The sequence below is a fragment of the Ciceribacter azotifigens genome (genome assembly GCF_048159625.1).
Lineage (GTDB): Bacteria > Pseudomonadota > Alphaproteobacteria > Rhizobiales > Rhizobiaceae > Allorhizobium > Allorhizobium azotifigens.
In genome coordinates this window covers 50,742-76,948 of record NZ_JBLQTA010000020.1, presented here as the reverse complement: position 1 = coordinate 76,948, position 26,207 = coordinate 50,742, and the positions used below count along the sequence as shown (strand labels likewise).

Here is a 26,207-nt window from a genome sequence, read left to right as displayed (position 1 = left end):
TAGGGCGTGAGCAGCTTGATGCGCTCGGCCCATTTTTCCTTCGCCTCGCCCATCGAGAGCCAGACGTCGGTGTAGACGAAATCGACGCCCTTCACCGCGGCATCGATGTTCTCGGTGATCATGACCCGCGCACCAGTCTCGGTGGCGACCGCTTGGGCCTCGTCCTGGATCTCCTGCGAGGGCCAGCAAGCCTTTGGGGCGCAAAGCCTCACATCCATGCCCATCTTGGCCCCGCCGATCAGCAGGCTGTCGCCCATGTTGTTGCCGGCATCGCCCATGAAGACATAGGACACCCGGTGCAGCGGCTTTTCGACATGTTCCTGCATCGTCAGGAAGTCGGCGAGGATCTGCGTGGGGTGGAACTCGTTGGTCAGGCCGTTATAGACCGGCACGCCGGAATACTTGGCCAGTTCCTCGACAATCTCCTGGCCGAACCCGCGATATTCGATCGCATCGTAGATCCGTCCCAGCACCCGGGCGGTATCCTTCACCGATTCCTTGTGGCCGATATGGCTTCCGGTCGGCCCCAGATAGGTGACCCGCGCGCCCTGGTCGTAGGCCGCCACCTCGAAACCGACGCGGGTACGGGTCGAGTCCTTTTCGAAGATCAGGACGATATCCTTGCCCTGAAGCTTGGGAACCTCGGTTCCCGCGTATTTGGCGGTCTTCAGGTCGGCTGCGAGTTTCAGCAGGAAGGCGATCTCGCGCGGCGTGTAGTCGCGAAGCGTGAGGAAGCTGCGATTTTTCAGATTGAAGGCCATGGTGATCACCCCTTGAAATCAGATCGCATCGCGGATGGTCGGGCAGCTCATGCAATGTCCACCGCCGCGGCCGCGGCCAAGCTCGGCGCCCGGAATAGCCAGGACCTCGATGCCGACGGCCTTCAGCGCGGCGTTGGTATCGTCATTGCGATCGTAGCCGACCACCACGCCGGGGCGCAGGGCCAGCACATTGTTGCCGTCGTTCCATTGCTCGCGCGCACGTTCTTCGTCGGTATTGCCGCCGGTGGGCACGATCTGAAGTTTCTTGTAACCCAAAACCTCGGCCACGATGTCGAAGATCGGGCGAGGATCGTGGCGGAAGGACAACGGCGCCTTGCCCTCCCCCGGCCGTATGTCATAGCAGACCAGTTCGTCCGCGACCTCCTTGAATGTCGTCACCACATCGCCGCCGCACAGGGTGAACACCGTATCCAAGTGCATGGCCGCGCGCGATTTCGGGATGCGGAACGCAAGTACGCGGTCGACGACGCCCTTGGCAAACAGTGCCTCCGCCAGCTGGCCGATCCCCTGCGGAGACGAGCGTTCGCCCATGCCAACCAGCACGGTGCGGTTGCCGACCGGCATCACGTCGCCGCCTTCCAAAGTCGCCAGCCCATGCTCCTTGGTCGGGTCGCCCCAATGGATCTCGACCTTGCCGGCGAATTTCGGATGGAACTTGTAAATCGCGGTATTGAGCAGCGTTTCCGGCCGACGGGCGGGCCAGTACATCGGGTTGACCGTCACGCCGCCGTAGATCCAACACGAGTTGTCGCGGGTGAAGAGCGCGTTGGGCAAGGGCGGCAGGATCAGGCCATGATGGCCGAGATAGCTACCGAAGAGGCCGGTCGGCTTGAACGGAAGATCGTCCGCCGCCAGGCCGCCGATCAGATATTCGGCCAGTTTGGCGCCGGACAGTTCGTCCATCCAGGCGCGCAGCTCCTCCATCATGCCCACGCCGACATGGTCCGCGTTGACGCGTTGGTCCAGTACCCAAGCCCGGCCGTCTTTCAGATCCAGCGTTTCGGCCAAGAGCACGTTGACGTCGAGCACCTCGACGCCATCGTCGCGCATCAGGCCGGAAAAGACGTCGTGGTCTTTCTGGGCCTGCTTGACCCAGAACACGTCGTCGAACAGGAGTTCCTGGCAATTGGAGGGCGTGAGGCGTCGATGGGCGAGGCCGGGGCGGCAGACGATCACCTGCCGCAACTTACCGGTTTCGGAATGGACGCCAAGTTGCGGGTTTGCGCTCATCATAGTGTTCCCACGCTTGAGACCGTTACAGGGCGCTGATCGCGCCGGTCCACATCAGATAGCCGGCAATGGCCGCCGCGACCACGATGCCGAGGCCGATGAGCGCTTCGATGCCGGAGAAGGCCTTCTCGCCGCGCGCATGCCGCGCCCACCAATAGACAGGAATGCCCACCACATAGAGCAGCGCGCACATGAAGAGGTAATTGGGACCGGCCGCATAGACCAGCCATGCGCCGTAGACGGTCGCCAGCGCACCGGTGAACATGTCGCGGCCACGACGCTCCCCTTCCCTGTAGCCTTCACCACTGAGGGCCAGTTTGAAGGCATAGGCACCGGAGAGCACATAAGGCACCAGAATGGCGGTCGAGGCGATGTAGAACAGAGCGAGATAGGTCGAGTTTGCGTAAAGCGTGACGATCAGGAAGATCTGCACGAAGATGTTGGTGATCCACAGCGAGCCGGCGGGCGACCCGTTCTTGTTCTCGGTTGCAAACACAGCCGGCAACATGCCTTCTTTTGCCGCGCGATAAGGGATCTCGGCCGCAAACACGGTCCAGCTCAGGAATGCACCTGCAACCGAGATGACAAGACCGATGCGCACCACGACCGAGCCCCAAGGGCCGACGGCCTGCTCGAGCACGCTGGCCATGGACGCCGCAGCCGGCAGCGCAGCTAATTCCGGCTGGGTCATGACGCCGAAGGAAAGAAGCGAGACAAGCATGTAGATAGCCAAGGCAATGATAAAGCCGAGGATGGTGGCGCGGCCGATATCCGCGCGTTTTGCTGCGCGGCCCGAGACGACACTGGCGCCTTCAATACCGATGAAAACCCAGAGCGTGACCAGCATGGTGCTTTTGACCTGCGTCATGACACTGCCCAGATCCGGCGTTTGCTCGCCCCAGAAGTTCAGGCTGAATTTCGGGAGATTGAACGCGAGCGCGACCAGCAGGATGAAGAGCAGAATCGGGAGCAGCTTGGCGGTCGTGGTGACGACGTTAATGATCGCAGCCTCCCGGACACCCATCAGGACGAGCGCATGGGTACCCCAAAGAACAATCGATGCCCCGATGATCGCCTGGGTCGTATTCCCCTCGGCACCGAAGGCAGGATAGAAATAGCTGAGGGCACCGAAGATCAAGACGACGTAGGAGACGTTTCCGATCCAGGCGCTGAGCCAGTATCCCCAGGCGCTATTGAAGCCGATGAAGTCGCCGAAGCCTGCACGGGCATAGGAGTAAGGGCCGGCATCGAGCGCCGGCTTGCGCGTCGACAAGCCCTGGTAGACGAAAGCCAAGGCGAGCATGCCTATGCCCGTGACCAGCCAGCCGATGACGACAGCCCCCGGAGAAGCGCCCTTGGCCATGTTCTGCGGCAGGCTGAAGACGCCACCGCCAATCATCGAGCCGACGACAAGCGCCACAAGCGGCACAAGGCCAAGCTTGCCGGATGCTTTTTCGGTAGCAGTAGAGGAAGCTGCAACATTCGCCGTAACCATGTTCGTGTTCCTTCGCTTGAAGAATGTGACGGTAGTACGCGATGCATTCCAGGTAGCTTCAACCGTATCGGTAGAGCGTCCTGCACTTGCAGCTCCCGCCCGATGGTATCACTTTGTCTAATATATCTGCGATACCACCGGCGCGACTTGATGCATATCAAGAAGCGGGAGCAATTCGCAGCCAGCGCCCGATACTTGGAGCCCCATGCACGAGGCGTTCCGAGATCGAGCGTCGTCAAATATTGGGATTAGGCAGCACCGTTGCGGGTTTCGTCCGCGTGGTCTTTGCTCCAGGGGCATATCTGACCGCGTATGGGAGGGCTGTTGAGCCAGAACCAGATTAATCTCTCCTACCTCATCCGATGAGGATACGGCCGCCAAAGTCTCTGCTGGTCGAGCCCATGGAACGCTGCTAGCCGTTGATCCATGGAATTCGGTGCAAGGGCAGTCGTGACGCCTGCGGACCTCGCCGCGGACACAAGCGGCGTGTGGTGTTCGGGCGACAGGACGGGCGCCGGGCAGCCAGAACTTCGGCACGACGCCGACCCTGACAGGACCGCCAGCTCCGGCCGGCCCCGCGGACGCGAACCGCTGTGCAAGCCGCCTGGAGACCGACTGGCGGGACGGTTCCACCCGTCATTCCTGGACCTCAGCGGAAGCCGATGGCTCCGAACGGAATACCAGGGAGCCACGTAGGCTCCGCTCGCCTTCTCACTACATTTCCATCCCTGCCTTGCGACTTTCGAGCGCAGATACGACGCGGAAACCGATGGATCGGAACGGTTCGGGAGCGATCCAGCTTGCCGTGCCCATGCTCGTGGCCATCTGCGTGTGTTCGCCGACACCAAGCATCAGTTCGGCCAGATGTCGACCCAGCATCGTTCCCTTGGTTATGCCGCTGCCGTTGCAGCCGCCCGAGGCATAGAGCTCCTCGTCGAGCTTGCCCCACCACGGAGCGCCATTCATCGTAAAGGCGGTCGTGCCCGCCCAAAGATACTCGAATTGAACATCCTTCAGGCCCGGCCAGCGCCGCTCGAACCGATCGCGAAGATTGCGTCTGGCATCACGCTCATCCAGTTCGGCCTCATGGGCATACAGGCTTCGCACCATTAACCGGTTTCTCCCGATCCGGCGAAGCGTCGTGCCGAGACGGTGCGAAGGCAGGAGACCCCAGCTGGCGGACTCGCCGAGCTCGTGGATCCGGTTCTCGGCAATTTCCTCGGTTACGGCCGCATAGGTGTAGATGGTCGCCATCCGTGACTTCAGATAACCGAACTTGCGAATGAACCCATTTGTTGCAAGCGCAACCTTCTTGGCTTTTACGATGCCTCCGGGCGTTTCCAGTATCCAGCCATCGCCTTTGCGCATGCGTGACACGTGCGTGTTTTCGAACACCTCGATCGGGGCGGGCAATGCGTCCAGAAGGCCGCGAATCAGTGCTGCCGGCTGAAGCAGCCACGTATCTTGCATATGGATCCCGAAGCGATAATAGGACGAGCCGATGCGGCGAAGAATATCATCGCGGGACAGCATCGTGTGCGCAATGCTGTTGACGCGAGCGACTTCCAGCACGTTGCGCAGCGAAGCCTCGCCGAGTTCCGTGGCGGCTCCACGGATGGAGCCAACCTGCTGAAGATCGCACTCGATCCGGTTTTCACGCACGATCTGCATCAGCCAATCGAACGCGTCCTTGAAAAAAGCAGACTGGACCCTTGCTTTCTCCGCCATTTTGATCGACGCATTGCGCGGCAAGACATCGGCTCCGGTAAATCCGGAATTGCGGGCGGAGGAACCTTCGCCCACCGTGGTCGCCTCGATCACGGCGACCCGTGCTTCCGGATCGAGTTCAGCAAAGCGACGAGCGATCGCGAGCCCCGTGAAGCCAGCGCCGACGACCGCCAGATCGACGGTCGTATCCTGCTTCAATGCGGGTCTTGGGCTGCGGCTCGGCAAGAGAGCGTTCCAACCGCAGAGGTTTGAATAGTCGGGATAGGTAAGGTTTGTCATCTTGACGCCCAGAGAGTTCCGGGACCGGCGGAACTGCCGGTCCCGGGCCATTCGGTCTATTCCGTGAAATGGCTTTGTTCGGTCAGCAGAGGGCCTAGGGACATCGAGCCCTTCAGTTCGAAGCCCCAATCCAGATTGTCCTTGCGAATCCAGACCTGCCCGGTTTCGGTGACCGGAACGCCGCAAACATCGGCGACGATCAGCTTCTGCGCTTCCTGCCACAATTCGATCTGCTTCTTCGGATCCACTTCCGTGCGGGCGGCATCGATCTGCTGGTCGGCAACATTGCAATGGCTGAAATTGGTTACCTGACCCGGCTCACCGATACCGCTCTTGGAGTGATAGAACTGCGTGAGATAGGTATCCGCGACCGGGAAGCGGGCTGCGCCATAGTCGACCAACGGGCTCAGATCCTTGCGGATCATCTGGTGCCAGGTGGCATGCTCGACCGGCTCGAGTTGGAGCGTGATGCCCGCCTTAGCGAGTTGCGCCTGCAGAAGTTGATCGGTCGTGGCATAACTTGGCATCTGGCTCGAGATCATCTTGATGGTCAGACCGTTAGGATAGCCAGCCTCGGCCAAGAGCGACTTGGCCTTGTCGAGATCGTGCGGAAGCAGCCCTACCTCGGCATTCAGGCCAAGATTGTTCGAAGGGATAACGGACTTTGCAACGCGGGTGAAATCGGCTCCACGGAACTGCGCGATTTCACCAGGGTTGATCGCATGGGCAATGGCCTGGCGAACACGGATGTCATCGAATGGCTTCTGATTCCGGTTGAGGTGAACGACGGTCAGCTCGGCGGGATCGAAGATATCGATCTTGGCGCCCGGCATCTCCTTCATTCGCTGCAGCCAGCGCTGATCGGTCGTGCCGGCGGCAACGTCGATTTCTCCCGCCGTGAAGGCGAGATCTCGCCCTGCTGCGGCATTGAGGAAGCGGTAGGTTACCTTCTCGATCTTTGGCGCGCCGCGAAAGTAAGCCTTGTGAGACACGAGGTTCACGGCCACGCCCGGTTCCACGGACTCAAACTGGAAGGGCCCAAAACCCACGGGATTGCGGGTGAAGTTCTCACCGCGTTCCTCATAGGCCTTCTTGCTGATGATGAAACCACCCGAATAGTTGGTCAGCAGGCCAAGCAGGCTCGGCACCGGATTGGCAAGCGTGATGCGGACCGTATGCGAATCGACTGCTTCGACGCTTTTGATGGCCTTGTAGTCCGTCGCGAAAGCGGAGCGCTTCGGATCGGCGGACTTCTGGAGGCTGAAGACGACATCGTCAGCCGTCACCTCCCCATAGCCGTGCTGCCACTGTACGCCGGGGTGGAGTTTGAAGGTCCACACCAGATTGTCGCTGCTGGCTTCCCAGCTCTCTGCGAGATCTCCCTCTATGGTCGCGGGATCCGTTGAACCTGGGGCAAAGCGAACAAGTCCGCCATAGATCCATGCGACGAGTGTACGGTCAGAGGTGCTGGACGCGAAATGCGGGTCCAGATTGCCAATATCGGCTGAAGCCGCACCAACCCTCAACTCGGTCTGGGCCGCATTCGCTGCGGCGGGGAAAAGGGCGGCGGACGCAAGGAGCGCAGCCAGCAGTCGCATGCTCAGATGTGTCTGATACTTCATTGCAATTTCCTCCTCATTGCAGGTTGAACGGATTGGACACTGAAAGGGCACCCAGCAGAGGAGCAAAACCTGCGATCTCAAGTCTGCTGATCGCCGAGATGATGTCCTCTTGCCGCTCCGGGCTCAGGCTTTGTCTTCCAATGTTCTTGAACTTGTTTGCCACCTGGTCCCAGCTCATCGGATTGGCCACATCGCCAAGCGGATAATCGATGACCAGTTCCTCCAGCCCCGTCCCCTGGTCCATCAGGACACGGGCTGGAGTGCGCACCGGAAAGGCCGTGGCAAAATCGCTGGAAACGTCGAGCTCAATTAGGCTCGCAAGCTGCAAGACCTCGGCATCCTTGAGGGCCGCCGGATCGACCGGCTGCAGGGCCTCCCGTCCGCGCAACGCTGCGAGCGCGCAACTGAAATAGAAACTATACTGCCCTCCCTCGAGCGAGCGCGGCGCACGTTCGTTTGCAAGACGCAGGGCCTGCGGAAAGGTCTCGATCCGAAGCCTGTGAATTTCTCGCCCACTCTGCCGCAGCTTGAGGATGCCATCGATGGCGGCGTGCATGTACCGGCAGCAGGCATAGGGCTTGAGATAGCATTTCTGCAGTTCCCAGGTTTCTCCCAGCCCGCCCACAAGCAGGTTCGGCTCATAGCGCGACGCATTGTCAAGCAGGTCGAGCGGCCCGGTCGCGCCTGCTCGGGCTCGATAGGCACCGGTCAGTCCCGCGACCACCGCGGGCGGAATGCCTTCCTTGACAGTACTGCCCTGGAATTTCGAGGAGCCGGTCGGGAAGACGATGGGCCCTTCGGCGCCGGCAATCGCCAAGGCGTGGGCTTGCTGATCGGGATCGAGGCGGAGAAGACGGCCAGCCACAGCAGCAGCTCCGTAGCTGACCCACCTGCCGCTCGCATAGGTTTCGATCGTGCTGGTCGGGCGGGACGATGCGACCCGGAGTGCCACGTCGTAGCCAAGGGCAATCGCATCGAGGATTTCCTCGTCGGACGCGCCGATCGACTGCGCTACCGCCAAGGCGCTCGGGATCACGCCCGCACCGGCATGACCGGCCGCGCCGCGGTGGCCATCATCGATATCGAGCGCGCTGGCCGCAGCGCTGTTGGCCATCGCCGCGCCTGCGACGCTCAGGCGTGTTTCCGTCAGCCAGACCTGCGCATTGCCCACCCCATAGATATCTCCTGCGGCCCTGCGGGCAGCTGCCGCCAATGGCCCCATAAGTCCCGCGGCCGTGGCCCCCATCATATCGAGCAGCAGAAGCGAGATCGCTTCACGGGTTTGCCGCGGCAGCTTGCCTTGCGGGTGTCCGCTGACAAATTCCGCAAGTCGGGATATTACATGCATTCAATCCTCCAAAGAGCTCAGCTTGCCTGACGAATAAAGTGACCTTCCGCCGCCATGCTCCATCGAGCGGCGGGCGCGGTGTAGCCCAGTGGCTTCAGCGGACTCTGCGGCGGTGCGACATCGGCCGAACGACGCACACGGGTTTCCCGCTGATCGGGATGAGTAATGGGGATCGCCGACAGCAACCTCTGCGTATAGCTATGCCCCGGACGTCCGATGACCTCATCCCGTGGGCCGATTTCGACAATCTCACCGAAATACATGACGGCCACGCGGTTGCAGATCCGCTCGACGGCAGCCATGTCGTGGCTGATGAAGAGATATGAGACGCCGAATTCGTTCTGCAGGTCGATCATCAATTCGATAATCTGCCCTTTGATAGAAACATCGAGGGCCGAGACCGCCTCGTCGGCGATGATGACCTTGGGCGACATCGCCAGCGCCCTCGCGATGCAGATGCGCTGGCGCTGCCCTCCCGAAAACTCGTGGGGAAGGCTGTTCGCGCGTCTCGGCTCCAGACCGACACGCTCCATGAGCCACTCCATCTTCTGAACCGCCGCGCCACCCGTCTCCAATCCATGAACCTTCATCGGCTCCATGATGGCCGAGCCGATCGTCTGACGCGCATCGAGCGAGCCGAACGGGTCCTGGAAGATCATCTGCACCTGGCGTCTCATCTGGGCCAGGCTGGCAGCACTGCGATAATCGACCTGCTGGCCGCCGACGGTAACGGAGCCGCCGTGAACCGGTGCGAGGTTGACGATGGCCTTGCCGATTGTAGACTTTCCCGAGCCGGATTCTCCCACCAGCCCGAGTGTCTCGCCCTTGCTAATGGAGAAGGAAACACCGTTGACGGCATGGATGGCGCCCTTGACCCGTCCGAGCAGTCCTGCATGGTGGGGGAAGCGAACCGAGAGATCGCGCACTTCAAGCACTGCGTCACCCGCTGCAGCGACCGGCAGATGGTCGATCGGCTGGGCCGGAACGACATGGGCCTGCAACTTGCCGACCAGGCTCGGTACGGCCGCGATGAGGCTGCGCGTATAATCTTCCTTCGGATTGCCGAACACCTCGTGAACCGAACCCTGCTCAAGCACGCGGCCGTGCCGCATGACGAGAACATCGTCGGCGACTTCCGCGACCACGCCCATGTCATGGGTGATGAACAGGACCGCCGTGCCGGTCTCGCGTTGCAACTCCTTCAGCAACTCGAGTGTCTGCGCCTGGACGGTTACGTCCAGCGCGGTAGTCGGCTCATCGGCGATGATAAGGGCGGGATTGCAGGCCAGGGCCATCGCGATCATCACCCTCTGGCGCATCCCGCCGGAGAACGTATGGGGGTATTGGCCAATGCGCTGTTCCGGATCGGGGATTCGCACCTTTCGCAAGAGACCCAGCACTTCGTCGCGCAACGCTGCGCCCTTGAGCTTGCGATGGATCCTCAGCACCTCACCCAATTGCGCTCCGACCGTCTGGACGGGATTGAGCGATGTCATCGGCTCCTGGAAGATCATGCTGATTTGCCCGCCGCGGACCTGGCGCATCTCGGCCTCCGGCAATGTCAGCAGTTCACGCCCGTCGAGACGCACCGAACCCTCGGCCTTGGCGACATGCGAAGGAAGCAGCCGCATGATTGCCAGGGAGGTGATGCTCTTGCCAGATCCGGATTCGCCGACGAGCGCCATGGTCTTACCGGGGCGGATCTCGAAGCTGATCCCATGGACGACAGGCATGCGCGAGAATGAGATCTTGAGATCAGTGACTGTGAGTGCGGGGTGGTCCGTCATCTAGCTGGCATCCTTCAGGCGCGGATCGATTACATCACGCAAACCGTCACCGATCAGGTTGAGGGCAAGAACGAGCACCAGGATCGCCAGGCTCGGATAAAGGGCGAGGTGAAAGGAGCTCAAGATATTGTCGAAACCTTCACGTACCATGCCGCCCCAGGTCGGGGTCGGCGGCGCAAGGCCAAGGCCGATAAAGGCCAATGACGCTTCCGTCCGAACCGCCGTCGCCATCCAGAGGGATGTCATGACCATGATCTCCGGCAGGATCGCCGGAAGAATGTGACCGAAGAGAATACGTGTGTTGGAGAAACCCATTGCGTGACAGGCCTGCACATATTCACGATCGCGCTGGGTCAAGACGCCGGCACGGGCGATGCGGGCAAAGGCCGGTATTGCCGTGAACGCAATCGCAATCACGATGTTGGTCAGCGTCGCCCCCATCAAAGCGACGAGCGCAAGGCCCAGGATAAGAGACGGAAATGCCAGGACCACATCCATGATCTGCATCAGGATGATATCCGTCCTGCCGCCGACATAGCCGGCGATCATTCCGATAAACGATCCGATGATCAGCGCCGTGACGATCGCGAGGAAGCCGATGGTCAGCGAATAGCGCGCGCCGTAAAGCAGGCGGGACAGCACGTCGCGGCCGAACTGGTCGGTGCCGAGCAGATTTTCGGCGCTCGGCGGCATCAGGTACACGATGATGTTCTGCTCGTTCGGATCATAAGGCGCGATCAGCGGCGCGAAGATCGCGCACAGGACGAGCGCCACCACGATCGCAACTCCGAGCCAGGTCGAGATATTCAACCGCCTGAGGATTGCCCATGCGGATTTCATCCTCGGCGAAACAGCGCTTGAAATCGGAATGGTCATTTGTACTGAACTCGCGGATCGAGGAAGCCATAGGTGAGATCGGTCAGCAGGTTCACCGTCACGACCATGAGTGTGTAGATCACGATCATCCCCTGAAGCAGCGTGTAGTCGCGCTGGGTAAGAGCATTGAGGATGAGTTTGCCGAGCCCGGGTCGCGAGAAGACGATTTCGGTCAGCACCGAATTACCGATCAGAATTCCCAGATAAAGGCCGACGACGGTGGTAATAGGGATCATGCAGTTGCCGAGCGCATGGCGCCAGACGACCGCATGCGGAGAAGCGCCTTTGGCGCGGGCGGTGCGCACGAAGTCCTGGTTGAGGACTTCGAGCATGGCCGAGCGCGTGACGCGGGTGATGTAGGCCATCATGATGAGAGCGAGCGAAAGCGTGGGAAGTGCCATCTGTCGCAGCCGCTCGAGCAGTCCATCCCCTCCACCGGCGCTGATGACGGGAAACCATCGCAGATCGATGGCAAAGACCATCAGCAAGATGATTGCTGCGACGAAAGCCGGCAGCGACAGGCCGATCAAGGATACCAGCCTCAAAACGAAGTCGGCTGAGCGATTGCGCCGGACCGCCGCCCATACGCCTGCAGGTACACCAAGCATCACACCCAGCAAAAGCGAGGCAATGGTGAGTTCCATTGTGTAGGGAAGGACATTCCAGATCTCGGCGGAGATCGATCGGCCGGTGATCATCGAGGTGCCGAGATTGCCCTGCACCACGCCGAGCATGAACTGCAGATACTGAACGATGACCGGGCGATCCAGCCCCAGTCGATGATGGAGCGCCGCAATGCTCTCCACGCTGGCCTGGTCACCCAGGATAACCAGCGCAGGGTCACCCGGCAGAACCCGCACGATCAAGAACACAAGCGTCAGGACGCTGAACAGCGTGAACAGCGCAAATCCCAATCGCTTTACCAGGAACGAAACCATTCGCCTCTCCTCACCAAGAGCGGATTTCCTGGAGGAGCACGAGCGCAAACGCGCACGAATGCAGCCACGTACGGCGCATCCGTTCCTTGAGCACTCCTCCCTCGGCTCAAGTTCTCTCGACCTGACGAATGACAACAAAAAAAAATATGGAAGTCAAATGGTTCCTTTTATTGAAACCAAACGCAGCATATGTTCTTATTATTAGAACAATGGAGAAATAGGTTGTCATCGAATGCCTCGACCAACGCGGTTCGCGCGCTTGATATCCTCATCCTTCTGGGGGAAGCCGGTGCGGACGGCATTGCACTCGCGGACCTTGCCCAACAGATTGGCGAGGCCAAGCCTGCCGTTCATCGCAGCTTGGCATCCCTCCTCCAAAAGGGCTTCGCCGAATCCGCCGGCCGGCACGGCTATTACCGGTTGGGTCCGACCATCCCCATGCTTGCCCGACGCCAGACTCGCATTGAACCCCTGATCCTCAAGTACCGGCCGGGCATGACGGCGTTCGCGCGCAAGACAGGCCATGCCGTCTACATGATGGTGCAGGCTGGCGTGGATGCCGTCTGCGCGGAGATGGTCACCCGCTCCCCCAGCCGGCAATTTTCCATGGGCGTCGGCGGGCGGGTGCCGATGGGCGTCGCGGCAGGCAGCATAGCCTTGATGTCAATGATGCCCGAGGCGGAGTGTCTCCAACTGCTTGAAACGAACGCACCCCGCTACCTCAGCCATCCATCGGTTCAGTATGTCGACAAGGGGATCGTGCTGGCCCAGATCCTCGACGCCCAGCGCCGCGGCTTCGCGGTGAATATGGGCTACTACCTGCCGGGGGAGGGCGGCCTCGGCCTGCCCATCCGGCGATCGGGCAATTACGAGGTAGACGTCGCCATCTCGTTCACCGCCCCGCTCGAAATGATGACAGAGGACTGGCTGCCGAAGGTCATGGACGAATTGCGCGACTGCCTCGGCGACGCGATCCGATAAATGGCCCGGACGGTGTCCAGCATCAATCAAGGAGAAGTATGGAATGGATATCGAGCGTCAGGATGTGAACCATCGCCGCAGCCGCATGGTGAAGTACAACGGCATGTGCTTTCTGTCAGGTCAGTTTTCCGACTCCGATGGCGAAATTACCCAACAAACCCGGGAAACGCTCGCCAAGATTGATGACCTGCTCCAACGGGCTGGCACGAACAAGTCGCGGCTGCTCACGGCACAGATCTGGCTCCGCGACATGGCCGACTTCGCGGATATGAACAAGGTTTGGGATGCGTGGATCGATCCCGAAAACCCTCCCACGCGCTGCTGTGGTCAGGTGCTGATGGCCGACCCCGACATGCGCATCGAAGTCGTCGTATCGGCGGCGCTTTGAAGTGTTCTTCGATGCCTCGTTGCCGCCGGCATGGAGCGTGGGCATGAAGTCGACCAAGGTCAACGTCTAGAGCCAAGGTGAGGCGTAAACACCCGGCTGAACGATCGCGCCAAGCTAGATTGGAGACCTGATCCAAGTCAATCTGTTTGCGTATTGACAGCCTCGCTGCCACGCGCCTGCCCTTTTCGCATTCACCTGGGGAGTCCCGACGCTGAGATTTCAAGACCTGTGTTTTCCCATTTAACCGGGCTGAATAGATTCCTGTGTCGCGACGAGAATTTGCCCCAATGGGGCGATGAGCTGCTCGCCTCGTCTGTGGCTGGAAAAGGAGCCGAGTGTCGCCGGCAATGCGGTCGCCTGCGCAGCCTCCTTGAGAAGACGCGAACCAACGATCCTGTTCCGTTGCTATCGAAGCAGTTGAAAAGGGATCTGAACCACCGCCCGTTGCTCGAAGGACAGGGCGCTGGATGTTCGAGACCATTCAATTGCTTAAGACACCCGCTCCGTTATTCGCTGCAGCGAACCAGCGCTACTTGAGATGACCTTGCGAATTGCACCCAAGATGGGATGCTTGATCCCCTCGTCAGCCAGCTCTGAAACAAGGGCATCAGCCTCGCTCCCAATCCTTTCCGCCATTTGGGCAAGATCGCGAGCAAGGATGCGGTGAGAAGACTTAGTTTCGGGCACCAATGTCTTCCAATGCTTCAGCTGGATCGTGTCGGGCACATCGCGGCCACCAATCTTCATGGCGAGCTTCTTTGACAAACCGGGATAAACGGCCGTACAAACGACATCATAGATCGGTGCCAGATCCGGTGTGCCGGAGCCGTAAAGCAGGGCGTAGTTCTTGCCGTGGGCATCGGCGTTACCCACGAGATAATGGAAGATCAGCATGCGGATGAACTGTAGCCGATCCGCGACGGGTTTCGCGCAGGCCTGGTCGATCAGCCCGAGAGATCGTTCTGTTCCCGGTCCGCCCTCAGCCTCATACTTCAGCTCGGGCGGCACGCTAAGCGCCTGGCAGAAGTCCTCCTGGTGTAACCGCTCAATGGTGCCGTCGGCTGCCTTCGTCCGATCAAAACGCTCAACCAAGAGAAATGCAGTGGCTCCCCTAAGGCGTATCTCGACATGGGGTGCCGGCAGCTTGAGGCGCGCCGCAAGCCGCATACAAAAATACTCGTTCTCCACCGTGCCTTCCAACGCCTGGATCACCGGTTTCAAGATATGGGTCGTTGGTCTGCCATCTTTTGCCAAGGCAATGGAAGCGTCTTCGACAATGACCGCCAGTTTGTCCTGCGCGCCAGCGAGCGATAGGCGAACGCCTTCGGATGCCTTCCATCCGCTAAGCGCGCATTCTGAGGTAGAAGCCGGGTAGCAAATCGGGCAGACGGTCGATCAAATCGAGCCGCACCATGCCCTTCGGGCCGAAGATCCTTCGCGCGTAGGATTCGGCAGCGGAATCAAGAATCACGCTGAAGACGTCAATGCCGTCACGGTTGAGTTCATGAACCGCCGCGCGGGCGTCCACTGCGAGATAGTCTGGATCATCGACATCGATATCGGAGGGCTCGCCATCCGTGACGATCAGCAGCAACCGGCGGTAAGTCTTTTGGTTGCGAAGGTCGCTTCCCGCGTGGCGCATCACCGCACCGAGCCGAGTGGAAAAATCGCCCACAAGACCAGCAAGGCGGCCGAGGGCCCCTGCGTCGAAGGGCCGACCGAAATCCTTTACGCGCTCATAGCGTACGTCCTCCCGCCCGTTGGAGCAGAATGCCGCGATGGCAAAGGCATCGCCTACTTCCGTCATCGCGCGCGCCAGAAGAGCTGTCGACAGGCACTCCATCTCCAGCACCGTGCCAGTCGAACCGCGCATCCTTTCCGTCGTCGAGCGAGAGGTATCGATGAGGATAAGCACCGACATGTCACGTGACCGCCGCTCGTATCGGCAATAGATCCGGGTATCCGGCATCGCGCCGGCACGGCGTGCAATCATGGCGGAGATACCGGCGTCGATATCGATAAACTCCCCTTCGGTTTGACCGCGGACACGCTGTTGGCGGTTAATTCGCGACGCTTTGATGAACCCGGTGAGCCGGTCGACGATATCCGAACGCGCCTCGCTCAAGGCGGCCGCTATCCTGAGCGAGCCAACTTGACCCGGCATTTCGCGTACCTGGCACCAGTTTGGCCGATACCGCCCGGCGATGTAATCATACTCCGGATAGTCTGCGACAATCAGCCCGTCGTCGTCCTGTGCCTCGGCCGACTTTCCGCGCTCCGTATCGCCATCCTCGGCCTCCTCGTGTCGCCCATCGTCGCCAGCCCGCTGCTCGATCCGAGCCCCCTCAAGCATCGTTTCGATCTCGACTGGCACCTGGTCATCGTCGCGCTCGAAGTCCCAAATTCCCATATTGTCGTCACGGTAGGCCGGCTGGACCACATACGCCCGCGCGTCGAACTGCAGACGCATCTGGCCAATGTCGTTGCCAAGCAGCCCCCCAATACGGCGACTGAGCTGCTGATCGTCGATGTCTTCGCGAGCGGCCTTTTCGAACAACGCCCGGCCCTTTTCCACCCAAGCGTGCGGATCCTCGTAATGCGGATCCGCCAGCGCCCGCGAGAGACGCGCCATCAAAGCTATTGCGACTGAGGGGCCGTCCGGCCGCGCGACATGGAAGCGGCGCCAGAGGCGGGCGAGACCCGGCATACGCCGGGCGGCGAGCATTTCAACCCGCGCATCCTCAATAAGAGAAATTAGCGCGATCTGCATCGGCTTCAGCCCGGCTACCGGAAACTTCGTCCGCGTAAAGCGATGGTGGGCGCCAATATGGGCGACCGCTGCCCGGTAAAGCAACTTGGCCTCGTCGCCGCCGAAGCCCGCGAAAGCGGACGGCAAACGCACGCCGCCGCCCCCAAAGCCAGGCCGACGTCGCATCGGCTCTGGCGCATCCGGCGGTGCCTCGGCGATCGGCGGCGCAATTCCCCATAGAGCACCGAGAAAGAGGCCGAGACCATGCCGCAATTCAGCAAGGCCACCATCTGCAACTGTCCCCTCAATAAGTCTGACCGCCTCGGCACTTTCCAGTGCGAAGAAGGCGCGCCTACGTTCTGGATTCCCATCGGCAAGATCAAGACCCATGCGCACGAAGGCAATGAAACCCGGCGCATCGAGCGCAGCCACGAGCTTGCCGGTATTCTCCAAAAGTGGGAGGACTCCTTCGGGCGCTTGGCGTGCGACGTGCTCGATCGCCGTCGCCCAGGAATCCATTGCCACGGGCCCTTGAAAACGCGTCGACGCGAGAAGCGCAGCCTGCGGCACCAGGCTTGCGGCCAGCCTTCCCGACCGGATTGCCACCTGCGAGATTGCCGACGCAAGCCGCACAGCGAAGGCCGGGCCGATTCGCGCAGCGAGCTCCGGACCGGCACGCCGATAGGCGATCGCGACGAGCTCACCATAGCCGGCCTGGTCGATACGGCTGTGCGCAACATACCAGCGATCCTGCCATTCGAGCGGAAATCCGTCGGGTTCGTGCATGGTCACTGGATCCGACATGAAACCCCTCAGAGACAGGCAGCGATTGCGCCAGTCAGCGCGTCGCGAAGGTCGGGATCATCGGTAATCGGCACGACCATGGCAACTTGACACGCTCTCTCGATCGGTATGTCGGCGGCAACGAGTAGTCCGGCATTGATTAGCATTCGGGTGGACGCGCCTTCCTCGAGGCCATGCCCCTTGAGATTGCGCGAGCGCTCGGCGATGCGGACCAGCGTGTCCGCCGTCCTCCGGTCGACGGCAGCTTCCCTTTTTATGATTTCGGCCTCTGCTTCCGAGTTCGGATAGCCGAACGCGATCGCGCCAAAGCGCTGCTTGGTCGATTCCTTAAGGTCCTTGAGCACACTTTGATAACCAGGATTGTAGGAAATCACGACGTGGAAATCAGGATGGGCTTTGATGACCTCGTTTTTCTTTTCGAGCGTCAGGATGCGCCGGTCGTCCGTCAGTGAGTGGATGACGACGGTGGTGTCCTGCCGAGCCTCGACGATCTCGTCGAGATAGCAGATTGCCCCCCCGCGAACAGCGAGCGTCAACGGTCCGTCGTGCCAGACCGTGCCGTGTGAATCCAGCAGGTAGCGACCGACGAGATCGGATGCGGTCATATCCTCATGGCAAGAGACGGTGATAAGCGGCTTGCCGAGCCGCCAAGCCATGTACTCGACGAAGCGCGTCTTGCCGCAGCCGGTCGGTCCTTTGAGCATAACGGGCATCCGGCTTTTGTGGGCAGCTTCGAACAGCTCGATCTCGTTGTCGACTGCCTGATAGAACGGTTCGCTGGAAATTCGATAGGGATCGAGGTTTGTCACGACAGGCCTCTTGGGGTTGGCGCCGCGACGCGTCCGGTCATCTCGGCGCGAGGGGATTTCAGGACGCCAACAGTTCCTTCAGCTTGCGGCGAAGTTTCGCCGGGTCGTGCGGAGTGTCCAGACACCTTCGTTCCCTCAGTCATTTTGATGAATGGAACAACCCGGCGCCGAGGCGCCGGACTGTCTTGGCGGCATCACCGATGTGCGGTAGCGCGCGGAAGTCCGTCGATCGGGCACTCGTCCGTGCCGACCGTGCTGCGCGTGATGGCTTCCACCATGTCGCGCGTCCCGTCCGGATCGTTGATCCAGTTGGCGTAGAAATTGTAGGGGCAGGCGGCGACGCCCTTGTCGCCTTCGCCTGAGTTAATTACGCCGGTGTAGCCGCGGTGCAGGAGCTTGAAGAGGTGGTTTTGCGACTGACCGTTGCGGCGGGCATCGCGGATTGCGGAAACGGAGAGTTGTGCATACTGGATACCGTACTCCTCGGTTCCGCATTCGCCGAGCGTGCGACCGTCGAAACCGACAATCGCGGAATGGCCGAAATAGGAATAGACGCCATCGAAGCCTGCCGCATTGGCGACAGCGACATAGACATTGTTTGCCCAAGCCATCGACTTCGAAATCTGCACCTGCTGTTCCTTGGCCGGGTACATGTATCCCTGGCAGCGGATGATTAGCTCAGCACCCCGCATCGCGCAGTCACGCCAGATTTCCGGATAGTTGCCGTCGTCGCAGATAATGAGGCTGATCTTCAGGCCCTTGGGCCCCTCTGAAACATAGGTGCAGTCGCCGGGATACCAGCCCTCGATCGGCACCCAGGGCATGATCTTGCGGTATTTTTGCACGATCTCGCCCTTGTCGTTCATGAGTATGAGTGTGTTGTAGGGTGCCTTGTGGGGGTGCTCCTCGTGGCGCTCGCCCGTCAGCGAGAACACGCCCCAGACATTGGCCTTCCGGCAAGCTTCGGAAAAGACCGCCGTCTCATCGCCGGGGATCTGCGAAGCAGTTTCGTACATCTCCTTGGAATCATACATGATTCCATGGGTCGAATATTCCGGGAAGATGACTAGATCCATACCGGGCAGACCAACCTTCATGCCCTCAATCATCTCCGCGATCTTGCGGGCGTTCTCGAGGACTTCGGCCTTCGTATGCAACCTCGGCATTTTGTAGTTCACGACGGCAACGCCAACGGTATCTTTGCTGCTGCTAATATCACCATGGTACATCTCGGTTCTCCTTACACGTCTAGACGACAAGGTGGCTGTGGATGAGGTCATCACTGAGCGCATCGATGCCATCAGACACCGCCACGCTCCCGCGATTGAGGATCGCGAAGCGGTCTGACGCTCGCCGCGCGAAATTGATGTTCTGTTCGACCAGTATGACGGTTAGGCCGTGCTTACGGTTGAGGTCGATCAGTACGTCTTCGATCTGTTCGACAATGTTGGGCTGGATACCCTCCGTCGGTTCATCCAAAAGCAGGATCTTCGGCTCCGAGAGCAGTGCCCGGGCAATCGCGAGCTGCTGCTGCTGGCCTCCGGAGAGATCACCGCCGCGCCGGCCGAGGAAGTCCTTGAGGATCGGGAAAAGATCAAAGACGTGGCTGGGGATCGTTCGTGCCGGCTTTTGGGCCGCGAACGTGCCGAGCAATAGGTTTTCGCGCACAGTAAAGCTCGGGAGGATGCCGCGCCCCTGTGGCACGTATCCGAGCCCTGCCCGGGCTCGGTTGTGCGTTGCAAGGTGGTTGATCTCCGCGCCGTCGAGACGGATCGAGCCGCCGCAGCGCGACATAAGGCCGAGAATGGTACGCAGAAGAGTCGTCTTTCCGACGCCGTTGCGCCCGAGCACGCTCAGGAATTCGCCCTCTCCCACGGTTAGTGAGACGGACTGGAGGGCCCGACTGCGGCCGTAGAAGCCATCGACATCAGAAAGCTCAAGCATGGCCGATACCTCCCGAGCCGAGATAGGCCTCGCGGACGCGGGCATCGTCCGAGACTTCGTCGGCGGTTCCCTGTGCCAGCAGCTTGCCCTGGTGCATGACAGAAACCGTTTCGGCGATGTCGCGCACGAAACCCATGTCGTGCTCGACGACGATGAGCGTGTGCTTGCCGCGCAGGTGATTGAAGAGTTTAGCCGTCATGTTCGTCTCATGCGCCGTCATGCCGGCCGTCGGCTCGTCCATGAGAATGAGCGCCGGGTCTTGAGCGAGGATCAGCGCGATCTCCAGCCATTGCGTTTGCCCATGGGAGAGTTGCGCTGCTTGGGTGTCCAAATGGTCCTGAAGGCCGACGAGAAGCGCCAGGCGCTCCAGCCGTTCGGCATCTAATCCGCCGGAGAAGCGGAACAGATTGCGCAGGACGCCTGGATCGCGCGAACAGCCGATTTCAAGATTCTCGCGCACGGTGAGTTCGCGGAAGACGCTCGGCACCTGGAACTTGCGGCCGATGCCGGTGCGCGCGATGCGGAACTCCTTGAGAGCGTGGACCGGCTGGCCCCGAAAGGCGATCTCGCCGGCGGTGATCCGTGACTTGCCGCAGATGAGGTCAAGGGTCGTGGACTTGCCAGCTCCGTTGGGGCCGATCAGGCATCGGAGTTCGCCGGACCCCACCTCGAAATCGAGCCGGTCGACCGCGCGGAAACCCGAGAACGATACCGTGACCGCTTTCAGACCGAGAAGCTGTTCGCGTGCGGGTGTCATAGCGCGCCTCCGAGATGGGGATGGGACTTGGATTGCTGGTCTCTGGCATGGCGCGTGCCCTGCTTGCCGTCTGGTGAAGGGAAGCGACGCGCGAAGGTTTCGAAGGCTCCCGCCAGCCCCTTCGGCATGAACAGCACAATGAGGACGAAGAGCCCGCCCATGATGAGGGTCCAGGTTTCGAGGAACGCCTCGGACTCCGACAGAGCACCCTGGACACCGGTTACGAGCAGCGCGCCAAGCATTGCGCCGAGGAGGCTCTGCCGGCCACCGACGGCGACCCAGATCACGATGGACAGGCTGAGCGGTACGCCAAGAAAGGTCGGCGAGGCAAATTCCATGACGATCGTGTAGAGCATGCCCGCAAGGCCGGCGATCGCGGCGGATAACGCAAAGACAAAGGTCTTGTAGAGTGCAACGTCGTAACCGAAGAAGCGCACCCGTTCCTCCTGGTCGCGTACTGCCTGCAGGATGAGGCCAGTCTTGCTGCGCGAGACTGCGAACGCCAGGAAGAGCGTCACGGTGAGGCAAGTGGCAACGAGGTAGTAGGTCGAGGCGGAATAGGCGTCGAACGTAAGGCCGACGATTTCGAACTGGGCGAGATCGGTGATGCCGTTGAAGCCGCCGGTGTAGCTCTGCTGGTCGATGATGATGAGGTTCACTACGACCATGGCAGCGAGAGTTATGATCGCCGCATAGACCCCCGTGACTCGCCCGCCAAACATGAACCAGCCGAGCAGCGCTGCAAACAGCGCCGGAACGAGGATGCCTGCGAGCAGTGCGAACGACACCGACTGGAACGGCACCCATATCCAGGGCAGTTCGGTCACGTTGTTCCAGACCATGAAATCGGGAAGCCCGTCGCTGCCCGTGTGAATCGGCACGGTCTTCAGCTTTAAGAACATCGCCATGCAGTAGGACCCGATGCCGAAGGTCGTTGCCTGACCAAGGTTGAGGATGCCGGCATAACCCCATGACAGGCTGAGTGCGATTGCGAGCATGCCGAAGATCAGGTAGCGGGCATATTTGTTGAGCAGGAAGGCGTCGTCGATCAGGACCGGCGCCAGCAGAAGCACCAGGCAGACTGCGCCGTAAAGCAGGATTTGGCGTGAAACTTTTCCAGACAAGGGCATACCTCTCTTTAGCCGGGGAATCAGGCGCGGACGTTATGGGCGAACAGGCCCTGCGGCCGGAACCGGATGACGATGACGATAGCGAGGAGAACGAGCGCCTTGGCGATCGTATCGTTGCTGTAAAAGGCGATGAGGCCCGTAGTCTCGCCGAGCACGGCCGAGCTTGCCAACGTGCCGAGCAGGCTCTGTACCCCGCCGAGCACGACCACCATGAAGGCATCCACCACATAGGTGGTGCCCATTTCCGGCGACACGCTCTTCAAAGGCGAGATCAGCGCTCCGGCGAGCCCCGCGATGCCCGCCCCATAGGCGAAGGTCAGCCGGAACGCCGCAGCAGAATTGATGCCGAAGCTCGACGCGATGGCACGGTTCTGGGTAATCCCCCTCAGCTTCAGCCCGAAAGACGTGTAGCGGTATATGCACCAGGTAATGAGGAAGAGGCCGACTGCCACCGAAAGAACGAAGAGCCGGTAGGCCGAGTCTGTCGCCCCAAGAATATCGACACTGCCGGAGAGCGACGGCGGCATTTGCACATAGCGAAGCTCGCCGCCGGCTGTCAGCCGAACGATCTGCTGGGTCATCACGCCGAGCCCCCATGTCGCGAGGATCGTATCGAGCGGCCGATCATAGAGGTGACGGATCACCGTAACCTCTATCAGCCAGCCAAGGGCGGCAATCAGCACGAAGACCACGGCGAGGCTCGGTAGCAGACTCCAACCAAACTCGGTCTGGAGCAGCCAGGCGCAATAGGCGCCAAGCATCACGAACTCGCCATGGGCAAGGTTGATGACGCCGGTGACCCCATAGATTATCGCAAGCCCGAGGGCTACAAGAAGCAGGATCGACGACAGGCTGAGACCGGTCAGAATTTGTGAAACGACGAAATCCATCTCCACCTTCTCCGCAGGTTTGGCCGGCGACCGACAATCAGTCGCCGGCGGCTTGTGGGATCAAATCTGCTTGAGGCCTTCGACGGTGCACTTCTGGTTGGGGTAAGCACTGTAGGGATTGGGCTCGAGCCAGTCGGCGGACTGCGTCAGAATATCGAATTGCCCATCTGGCTTGCACTGACCGATCTTCGGACGCAGCCAGCAATGCAGGTTTTCTGACTCGACCTTCACGAGGCCCTGCGGCGCCTTGTACTCCTCTCCTTTCACCGCCTCGCGGATGGTGAGCGGGTTGATGTCGCCCGCCGTGAGCTTCGCGACAGCTTGCTTGAAAAGGTGCACCTGGAAGTAGGCAGATTCTGATACAAAGTGCGTGACCTTGTCGCCACCCCACCGCGACCGGTAGGCCTCGACGAAGCGCTGGTTCTCGGGGGAATCGAAGACCATGAAATACGGCGCCGAGGTAAAGTGGCCCGCCGCTGCATCGCCCCCCATCGCCGCCACCTCGTTCTCCGAGGTGGTGAGGCTAGCCATCGGCATCGTCGCCGGGTCAAGGCCTGCAGCACGGTACTGTCGGTGCAGCGCGACCACAGAGTCACCCACCACCGTCGAGAAGATGACGTTCGGTTTTTCCGAGCGGAACTTGTTGATGACGGAGGAGAATTCGGAATGGCCGAGAGGCACATATTCCTCTGCAATGACTTCAGCGCCGAGCCCTTCGAGCAGCTTCTTGCAGTAGTTGTTCTCCTCCTTCGGATAAATGTAGTTAGAGCCGATCAAGTACCAGCGTTTGCCGAACTTCTCGACGAGCCAGGGAACAAAGTCGTCCTGCTGCTGGTTGGGGACTGCGCCCGTATAGATTACGTTTTTCGAGCATTCGCGCCCCTCATAGAGCGTCGGATACCAAAACAGGTTCTCCTGCTTCTCGAAGACCGGAAGTACCGCCTTGCGGCTCGCGGATGTATAGGAGCCGAAGACGGAAACGCAGCGGTCACTGAGCACCAGCTTGCGGGCTTTTTCCGCAAACGTCGCCGGATCGGAGGCGGGGTCCTCGATTACCGGTGTGATCTTCAGTCCGTTAATGCCACCGCTCGCATTGATCTCCTCGATCGCCATCAGCGTCGCCTTGTTGAGCGACTCCTCAATGATCGCCGTCGTCCCCGTAAGCGAGAAGAGAACCCCGACCTTGATCTCGCCGCCCTGTGCGAAGGCCAGCGAGGAGTTCTTTGACCAGATATGTGGAAAGCCGACCAGCGAGAATGCGCTTACTGCCGCGCCGGTCTTGAGAAATTCACGCCTGTTCTTGTTCACCCTCTGTCTCCATCAAAAACAAAGGCCCCGCACTGCTCCGTCGGAAGGACGGACGTGTCGGGGCCTCTTCGCCTCTGGATTTAACTGCGGCGCCCTCGCCGCGGGAATGCGCTAGGTCATGTAGAAAAACAAAAAACCCCGCATTCCGTTTCCACGGACTTGCGGGGGTTTCGTCACCCTTGATGCGCGCAGCTCCATTGCTGCGTACAGTAGAGAAAGGCTAACTGAGAAGTTCGTGGGAGTCAATCACCGCCGCAGCGACAGCCCCGATCGTCACGCGTTTCTCCATCGCCTGCTTGCGAAGGAAGTTGTAAGCCTCCTCCTCACTGAGGTTCTTCAGCCGAATGAGCAGCGCCTTCGCCCGCTCGACGAGGCGCATCGTCCTTAGATTCTCGTCGAGCTTGTCGATCCGCCCGCGGAGGCGCCGCTCGTACTGGAAATGCTCGCGCCCCAGCATTAGCACCGACTGGATCATCCGCGAGGTGGCCGGGTAGTGCAGCAGACCATGTGCAGCACAATTATGGATCAGCTTTAAATTGAGTGGCGCCTTGCCATCGTCGACAAGGATCAGCGCCGATGACGGCTCGCCTGGCACCCAGGGAATGCGTTGCGGAAGATCGTCCGACAGCTGGCAGAAAATCGCATCATACTGCAGCGGGATCTGTGCCGGCTTCGGCCAGATGTGCCGGACCGCGACGCGCTGGCGCTGCAGTTCCCGAATCAGGAATTCTCCGTTGTCGTCCCGCTCGACGATGACAGCAACGGTGAATTCGGCAGGTAAAGCGCCTTGTTTGGGGACGCGCTCTTCCGCTCCCGCCCGGTTTTCCGGCATCTGGCCTCCGATCCAGCGGTCATGTCCGTAGTCTGCCCTCGACATGTCAGGCATTTGTTCCTCCCGCCCGAGACGACCCATTCCCATCATTCGCATTCAACAATTCTCCAGACAACGGCCGTAGCCGATAAGATACGGATCGGCCTTCACGCTTGCCGCCGACTGGGACACTATGTCGAATTGGCCATGGCGATTCGCCCGCCCGATGCGCGTCCAGACGTCGGCGTGCCCCCAGACTGGATTGATCGAAACGCAGCCCTGGGGCGCCTCGAACTCCGCCCCCATCACAGAGGTGCGCAGTTGCCTTGTATCGAGCGAATTAGTCTGCTCAAGCGTGCGCGCGAAAAGGTTCACCTGAAAATAGGACGCCTCGAGGCACATGTTGGTTGGCTCGTCTTCGCCATATCGCTTCTGGTAGTAGCTGACGAAGCTGCTGTTGCACGCAGTGTCGACGCCCTGGAAATAGGAGGCGGCCGTATAATGGCCTTCGCCCACATCATAGCCCATCGCGCGGATTTCCGCCTCGGTCGTCGTAAGACTCGCGATCGGCACGGTTTTCGGATTTAGGCCAAGGTCGTGATAGGCTTGATAAAGGAACGTGGTGGATTCCCCAACCACCGTCGAGAAAATGACGTCGGGTTGAGCATGTTTGATTTCGCGCACGAGCGGCATGAATTCGCTGCGATCGGCCTCGAGCCGCAGATAGCGCTCGCCGACGACGGTGCCACCGTTGTTGCGCACTAGTTCGCGCATCACGCGGTTGGATTCGCGTGGGTAGACATAGTCCGAACCGACGAAGAAGAACCGGTTCCCGAACTGACTCATCAGCGCCCTGCAAAGCTGCACTGAATTCTGGTTCGGCGTCGCGCCGGTGTAGATGACGTTCGGCGAAAACTCGAAGCCCTCGTAGAGTGTCGGATACCACAAGAGACCATCGAGCCGCTCGACGACCGGCAGAACCGCCTTGCGGCTCGACGAGGTGTAACAGCCGAAGATCGTGCTGACACCGTCCTCGACCATCAGGCGTTTGGCATATTGTCCATACGAGCGAACTTCCGAGCCTGGATCGTAGACCACGGGCTCGATCGGGCGCCCATTGACGCCGCCGCGATCATTGATTTCATCGATGGCTATCAGGGTGCCGCGCAGCTGTGTTTCCTCGATAACCGACATGAATCCGGTCTTCGAGAAGAGGACACCGACGCGCCACGGCGCGGAACTTCGCTGGTTTCGGTTGGTAGCTCCCATTTTCTGTGTTCATCCCTGTTCTTGATCCCCTTTTTTGTCGGCTGGCGCTGTTAAGGTCTTGTCGCCTCATCGTCACAGCTTGCCGAAGTACCGTCCGCCCGGATTCTGCTGTCGCGCTTGTTTTCATTCTCTCGTGAGAAAACAAAAAACCTCCCAGCCTCGGAAGGATGCGAGGCATAGGAGGCGACATTGCGCTCAGAAGTATGGCGGCAGCCTTGCCGCCCGTCACCGACCTGACGTTTCGTCACGATAGGATCGAGATATGCGGAATGTCAACACGAG

At 60.4% G+C, this 26,207-nt stretch carries 22 protein-coding genes; 2 read left to right on the top strand and 20 right to left on the bottom strand.

Annotated elements, in window-relative coordinates:
• From argF to ACM6UT_RS20940, 9 genes are all read right to left on the bottom strand, one after another.
• Positions 1-761 (bottom strand): ornithine carbamoyltransferase (gene argF, locus ACM6UT_RS20980; protein WP_416799286.1); only part of this gene is annotated, 761 nt, incomplete at its 3' end.
• 18 nt (positions 762-779) lie between these two features.
• Positions 780-2,012 (bottom strand): arginine deiminase, encoded by a 1,233-nt coding sequence (locus tag ACM6UT_RS20975; protein WP_416799285.1) that lies wholly within the window; start codon positions 2,010-2,012, stop codon positions 780-782.
• 25 nt (positions 2,013-2,037) lie between these two features.
• A complete protein-coding gene (gene arcD, locus ACM6UT_RS20970) occupies positions 2,038-3,507 on the bottom strand; it encodes an arginine-ornithine antiporter (protein ID WP_416799284.1) in 1,470 nt (489 codons plus the stop codon).
• 714 nt (positions 3,508-4,221) lie between these two features.
• The gene (locus tag ACM6UT_RS20965; protein WP_416799283.1) at positions 4,222-5,514 is read right to left on the bottom strand and encodes an NAD(P)/FAD-dependent oxidoreductase; all 1,293 of its coding nucleotides are present in this window, start codon (positions 5,512-5,514) and stop codon (positions 4,222-4,224) included.
• Between the two features lie 56 nt (positions 5,515-5,570).
• Positions 5,571-7,136, bottom strand: a complete 1,566-nt coding sequence (locus ACM6UT_RS20960; protein WP_416799282.1) for an ABC transporter substrate-binding protein — start codon at positions 7,134-7,136, stop codon at positions 5,571-5,573.
• A 13-nt stretch (positions 7,137-7,149) separates the two neighbouring features.
• Positions 7,150-8,484 carry an MmgE/PrpD family protein gene (locus tag ACM6UT_RS20955; RefSeq protein WP_416799281.1) on the bottom strand — a complete coding sequence of 445 codons (1,335 nt, stop codon included), beginning with the start codon at positions 8,482-8,484 and terminating at the stop codon, positions 7,150-7,152.
• A gap of 17 nt (positions 8,485-8,501) precedes the next feature.
• Entirely contained in the window at positions 8,502-10,271 is a 1,770-nt protein-coding gene (locus tag ACM6UT_RS20950; protein WP_416799280.1) for an ABC transporter ATP-binding protein, read from the bottom strand.
• A complete protein-coding gene (locus tag ACM6UT_RS20945; RefSeq protein ID WP_416799279.1) occupies positions 10,272-11,147 on the bottom strand; it encodes an ABC transporter permease in 876 nt (291 codons plus the stop codon). It lies immediately after the preceding gene.
• Positions 11,144-12,085 (bottom strand): ABC transporter permease, encoded by a 942-nt coding sequence (locus ACM6UT_RS20940; RefSeq protein ID WP_416799278.1) that lies wholly within the window; start codon positions 12,083-12,085, stop codon positions 11,144-11,146. The genes ACM6UT_RS20945 and ACM6UT_RS20940 overlap by 4 nt, the downstream gene beginning before the upstream one ends.
• A 222-nt stretch (positions 12,086-12,307) precedes the next feature.
• Here ACM6UT_RS20940 and ACM6UT_RS20935 point away from each other — a divergent pair, with 222 nt between their 5' ends.
• Positions 12,308-13,066: an IclR family transcriptional regulator gene (locus ACM6UT_RS20935; protein WP_416799277.1), complete on the top strand. Its 759-nt coding sequence runs from the start codon at positions 12,308-12,310 to the stop codon at positions 13,064-13,066.
• 43 nt (positions 13,067-13,109) lie between these two features.
• Positions 13,110-13,454, top strand: coding sequence for a RidA family protein (locus tag ACM6UT_RS20930; RefSeq protein ID WP_416799276.1), 345 nt, complete (start codon positions 13,110-13,112; stop codon positions 13,452-13,454).
• Positions 13,455-13,943: 489 nt separating this feature from the next.
• Here ACM6UT_RS20930 and ACM6UT_RS20925 read toward each other — a convergent pair whose 3' ends face one another.
• The 11 genes from ACM6UT_RS20925 to ACM6UT_RS20875 form a co-directional block, all read right to left on the bottom strand.
• The gene (locus tag ACM6UT_RS20925; protein ID WP_416799288.1) at positions 13,944-14,834 is read right to left on the bottom strand and encodes a type II toxin-antitoxin system HipA family toxin; all 891 of its coding nucleotides are present in this window, start codon (positions 14,832-14,834) and stop codon (positions 13,944-13,946) included.
• Positions 14,797-16,989: a nitric oxide reductase activation protein NorD gene (locus tag ACM6UT_RS20920; RefSeq protein WP_416799275.1), complete on the bottom strand. Its 2,193-nt coding sequence runs from the start codon at positions 16,987-16,989 to the stop codon at positions 14,797-14,799. Before ACM6UT_RS20920 ends, ACM6UT_RS20925 begins: the two co-directional genes overlap by 38 nt.
• Before the next feature lie 26 nt (positions 16,990-17,015).
• Positions 17,016-17,816, bottom strand: a complete 801-nt coding sequence (locus ACM6UT_RS20915) for a CbbQ/NirQ/NorQ/GpvN family protein (RefSeq protein ID WP_416799274.1) — start codon at positions 17,814-17,816, stop codon at positions 17,016-17,018.
• Between the two features lie 194 nt (positions 17,817-18,010).
• On the bottom strand, positions 18,011-19,045 hold the full coding sequence (locus ACM6UT_RS20910; protein ID WP_416799273.1) for an aliphatic amidase: 1,035 nt from the start codon (positions 19,043-19,045) through the stop codon (positions 18,011-18,013).
• A gap of 19 nt (positions 19,046-19,064) precedes the next feature.
• Positions 19,065-19,760, bottom strand: coding sequence for an urea ABC transporter ATP-binding subunit UrtE (urtE, locus tag ACM6UT_RS20905; protein ID WP_416799272.1), 696 nt, complete (start codon positions 19,758-19,760; stop codon positions 19,065-19,067).
• Complete coding sequence (gene urtD, locus ACM6UT_RS20900) at positions 19,753-20,517, bottom strand: urea ABC transporter ATP-binding protein UrtD (protein ID WP_416799271.1); 765 nt, start codon at positions 20,515-20,517, stop codon at positions 19,753-19,755. The genes urtE and urtD overlap by 8 nt, the downstream gene beginning before the upstream one ends.
• Entirely contained in the window at positions 20,514-21,647 is a 1,134-nt protein-coding gene (gene urtC / locus ACM6UT_RS20895; protein WP_416799270.1) for an urea ABC transporter permease subunit UrtC, read from the bottom strand. Before urtC ends, urtD begins: the two co-directional genes overlap by 4 nt.
• Before the next feature lie 20 nt (positions 21,648-21,667).
• Positions 21,668-22,537: an urea ABC transporter permease subunit UrtB gene (gene urtB, locus ACM6UT_RS20890; protein ID WP_416799269.1), complete on the bottom strand. Its 870-nt coding sequence runs from the start codon at positions 22,535-22,537 to the stop codon at positions 21,668-21,670.
• A gap of 60 nt (positions 22,538-22,597) precedes the next feature.
• On the bottom strand, positions 22,598-23,845 hold the full coding sequence (locus tag ACM6UT_RS20885) for a transporter substrate-binding domain-containing protein (protein ID WP_416799268.1): 1,248 nt from the start codon (positions 23,843-23,845) through the stop codon (positions 22,598-22,600).
• Positions 23,846-24,065: 220 nt separating this feature from the next.
• The gene (locus ACM6UT_RS20880) at positions 24,066-24,731 is read right to left on the bottom strand and encodes an ANTAR domain-containing response regulator (protein ID WP_416799267.1); all 666 of its coding nucleotides are present in this window, start codon (positions 24,729-24,731) and stop codon (positions 24,066-24,068) included.
• Positions 24,732-24,773: 42 nt separating this feature from the next.
• Positions 24,774-25,925 carry a transporter substrate-binding domain-containing protein gene (locus ACM6UT_RS20875; protein WP_416799266.1) on the bottom strand — a complete coding sequence of 384 codons (1,152 nt, stop codon included), beginning with the start codon at positions 25,923-25,925 and terminating at the stop codon, positions 24,774-24,776.
• Between the last annotated feature and the right edge of the window lie 282 nt (positions 25,926-26,207).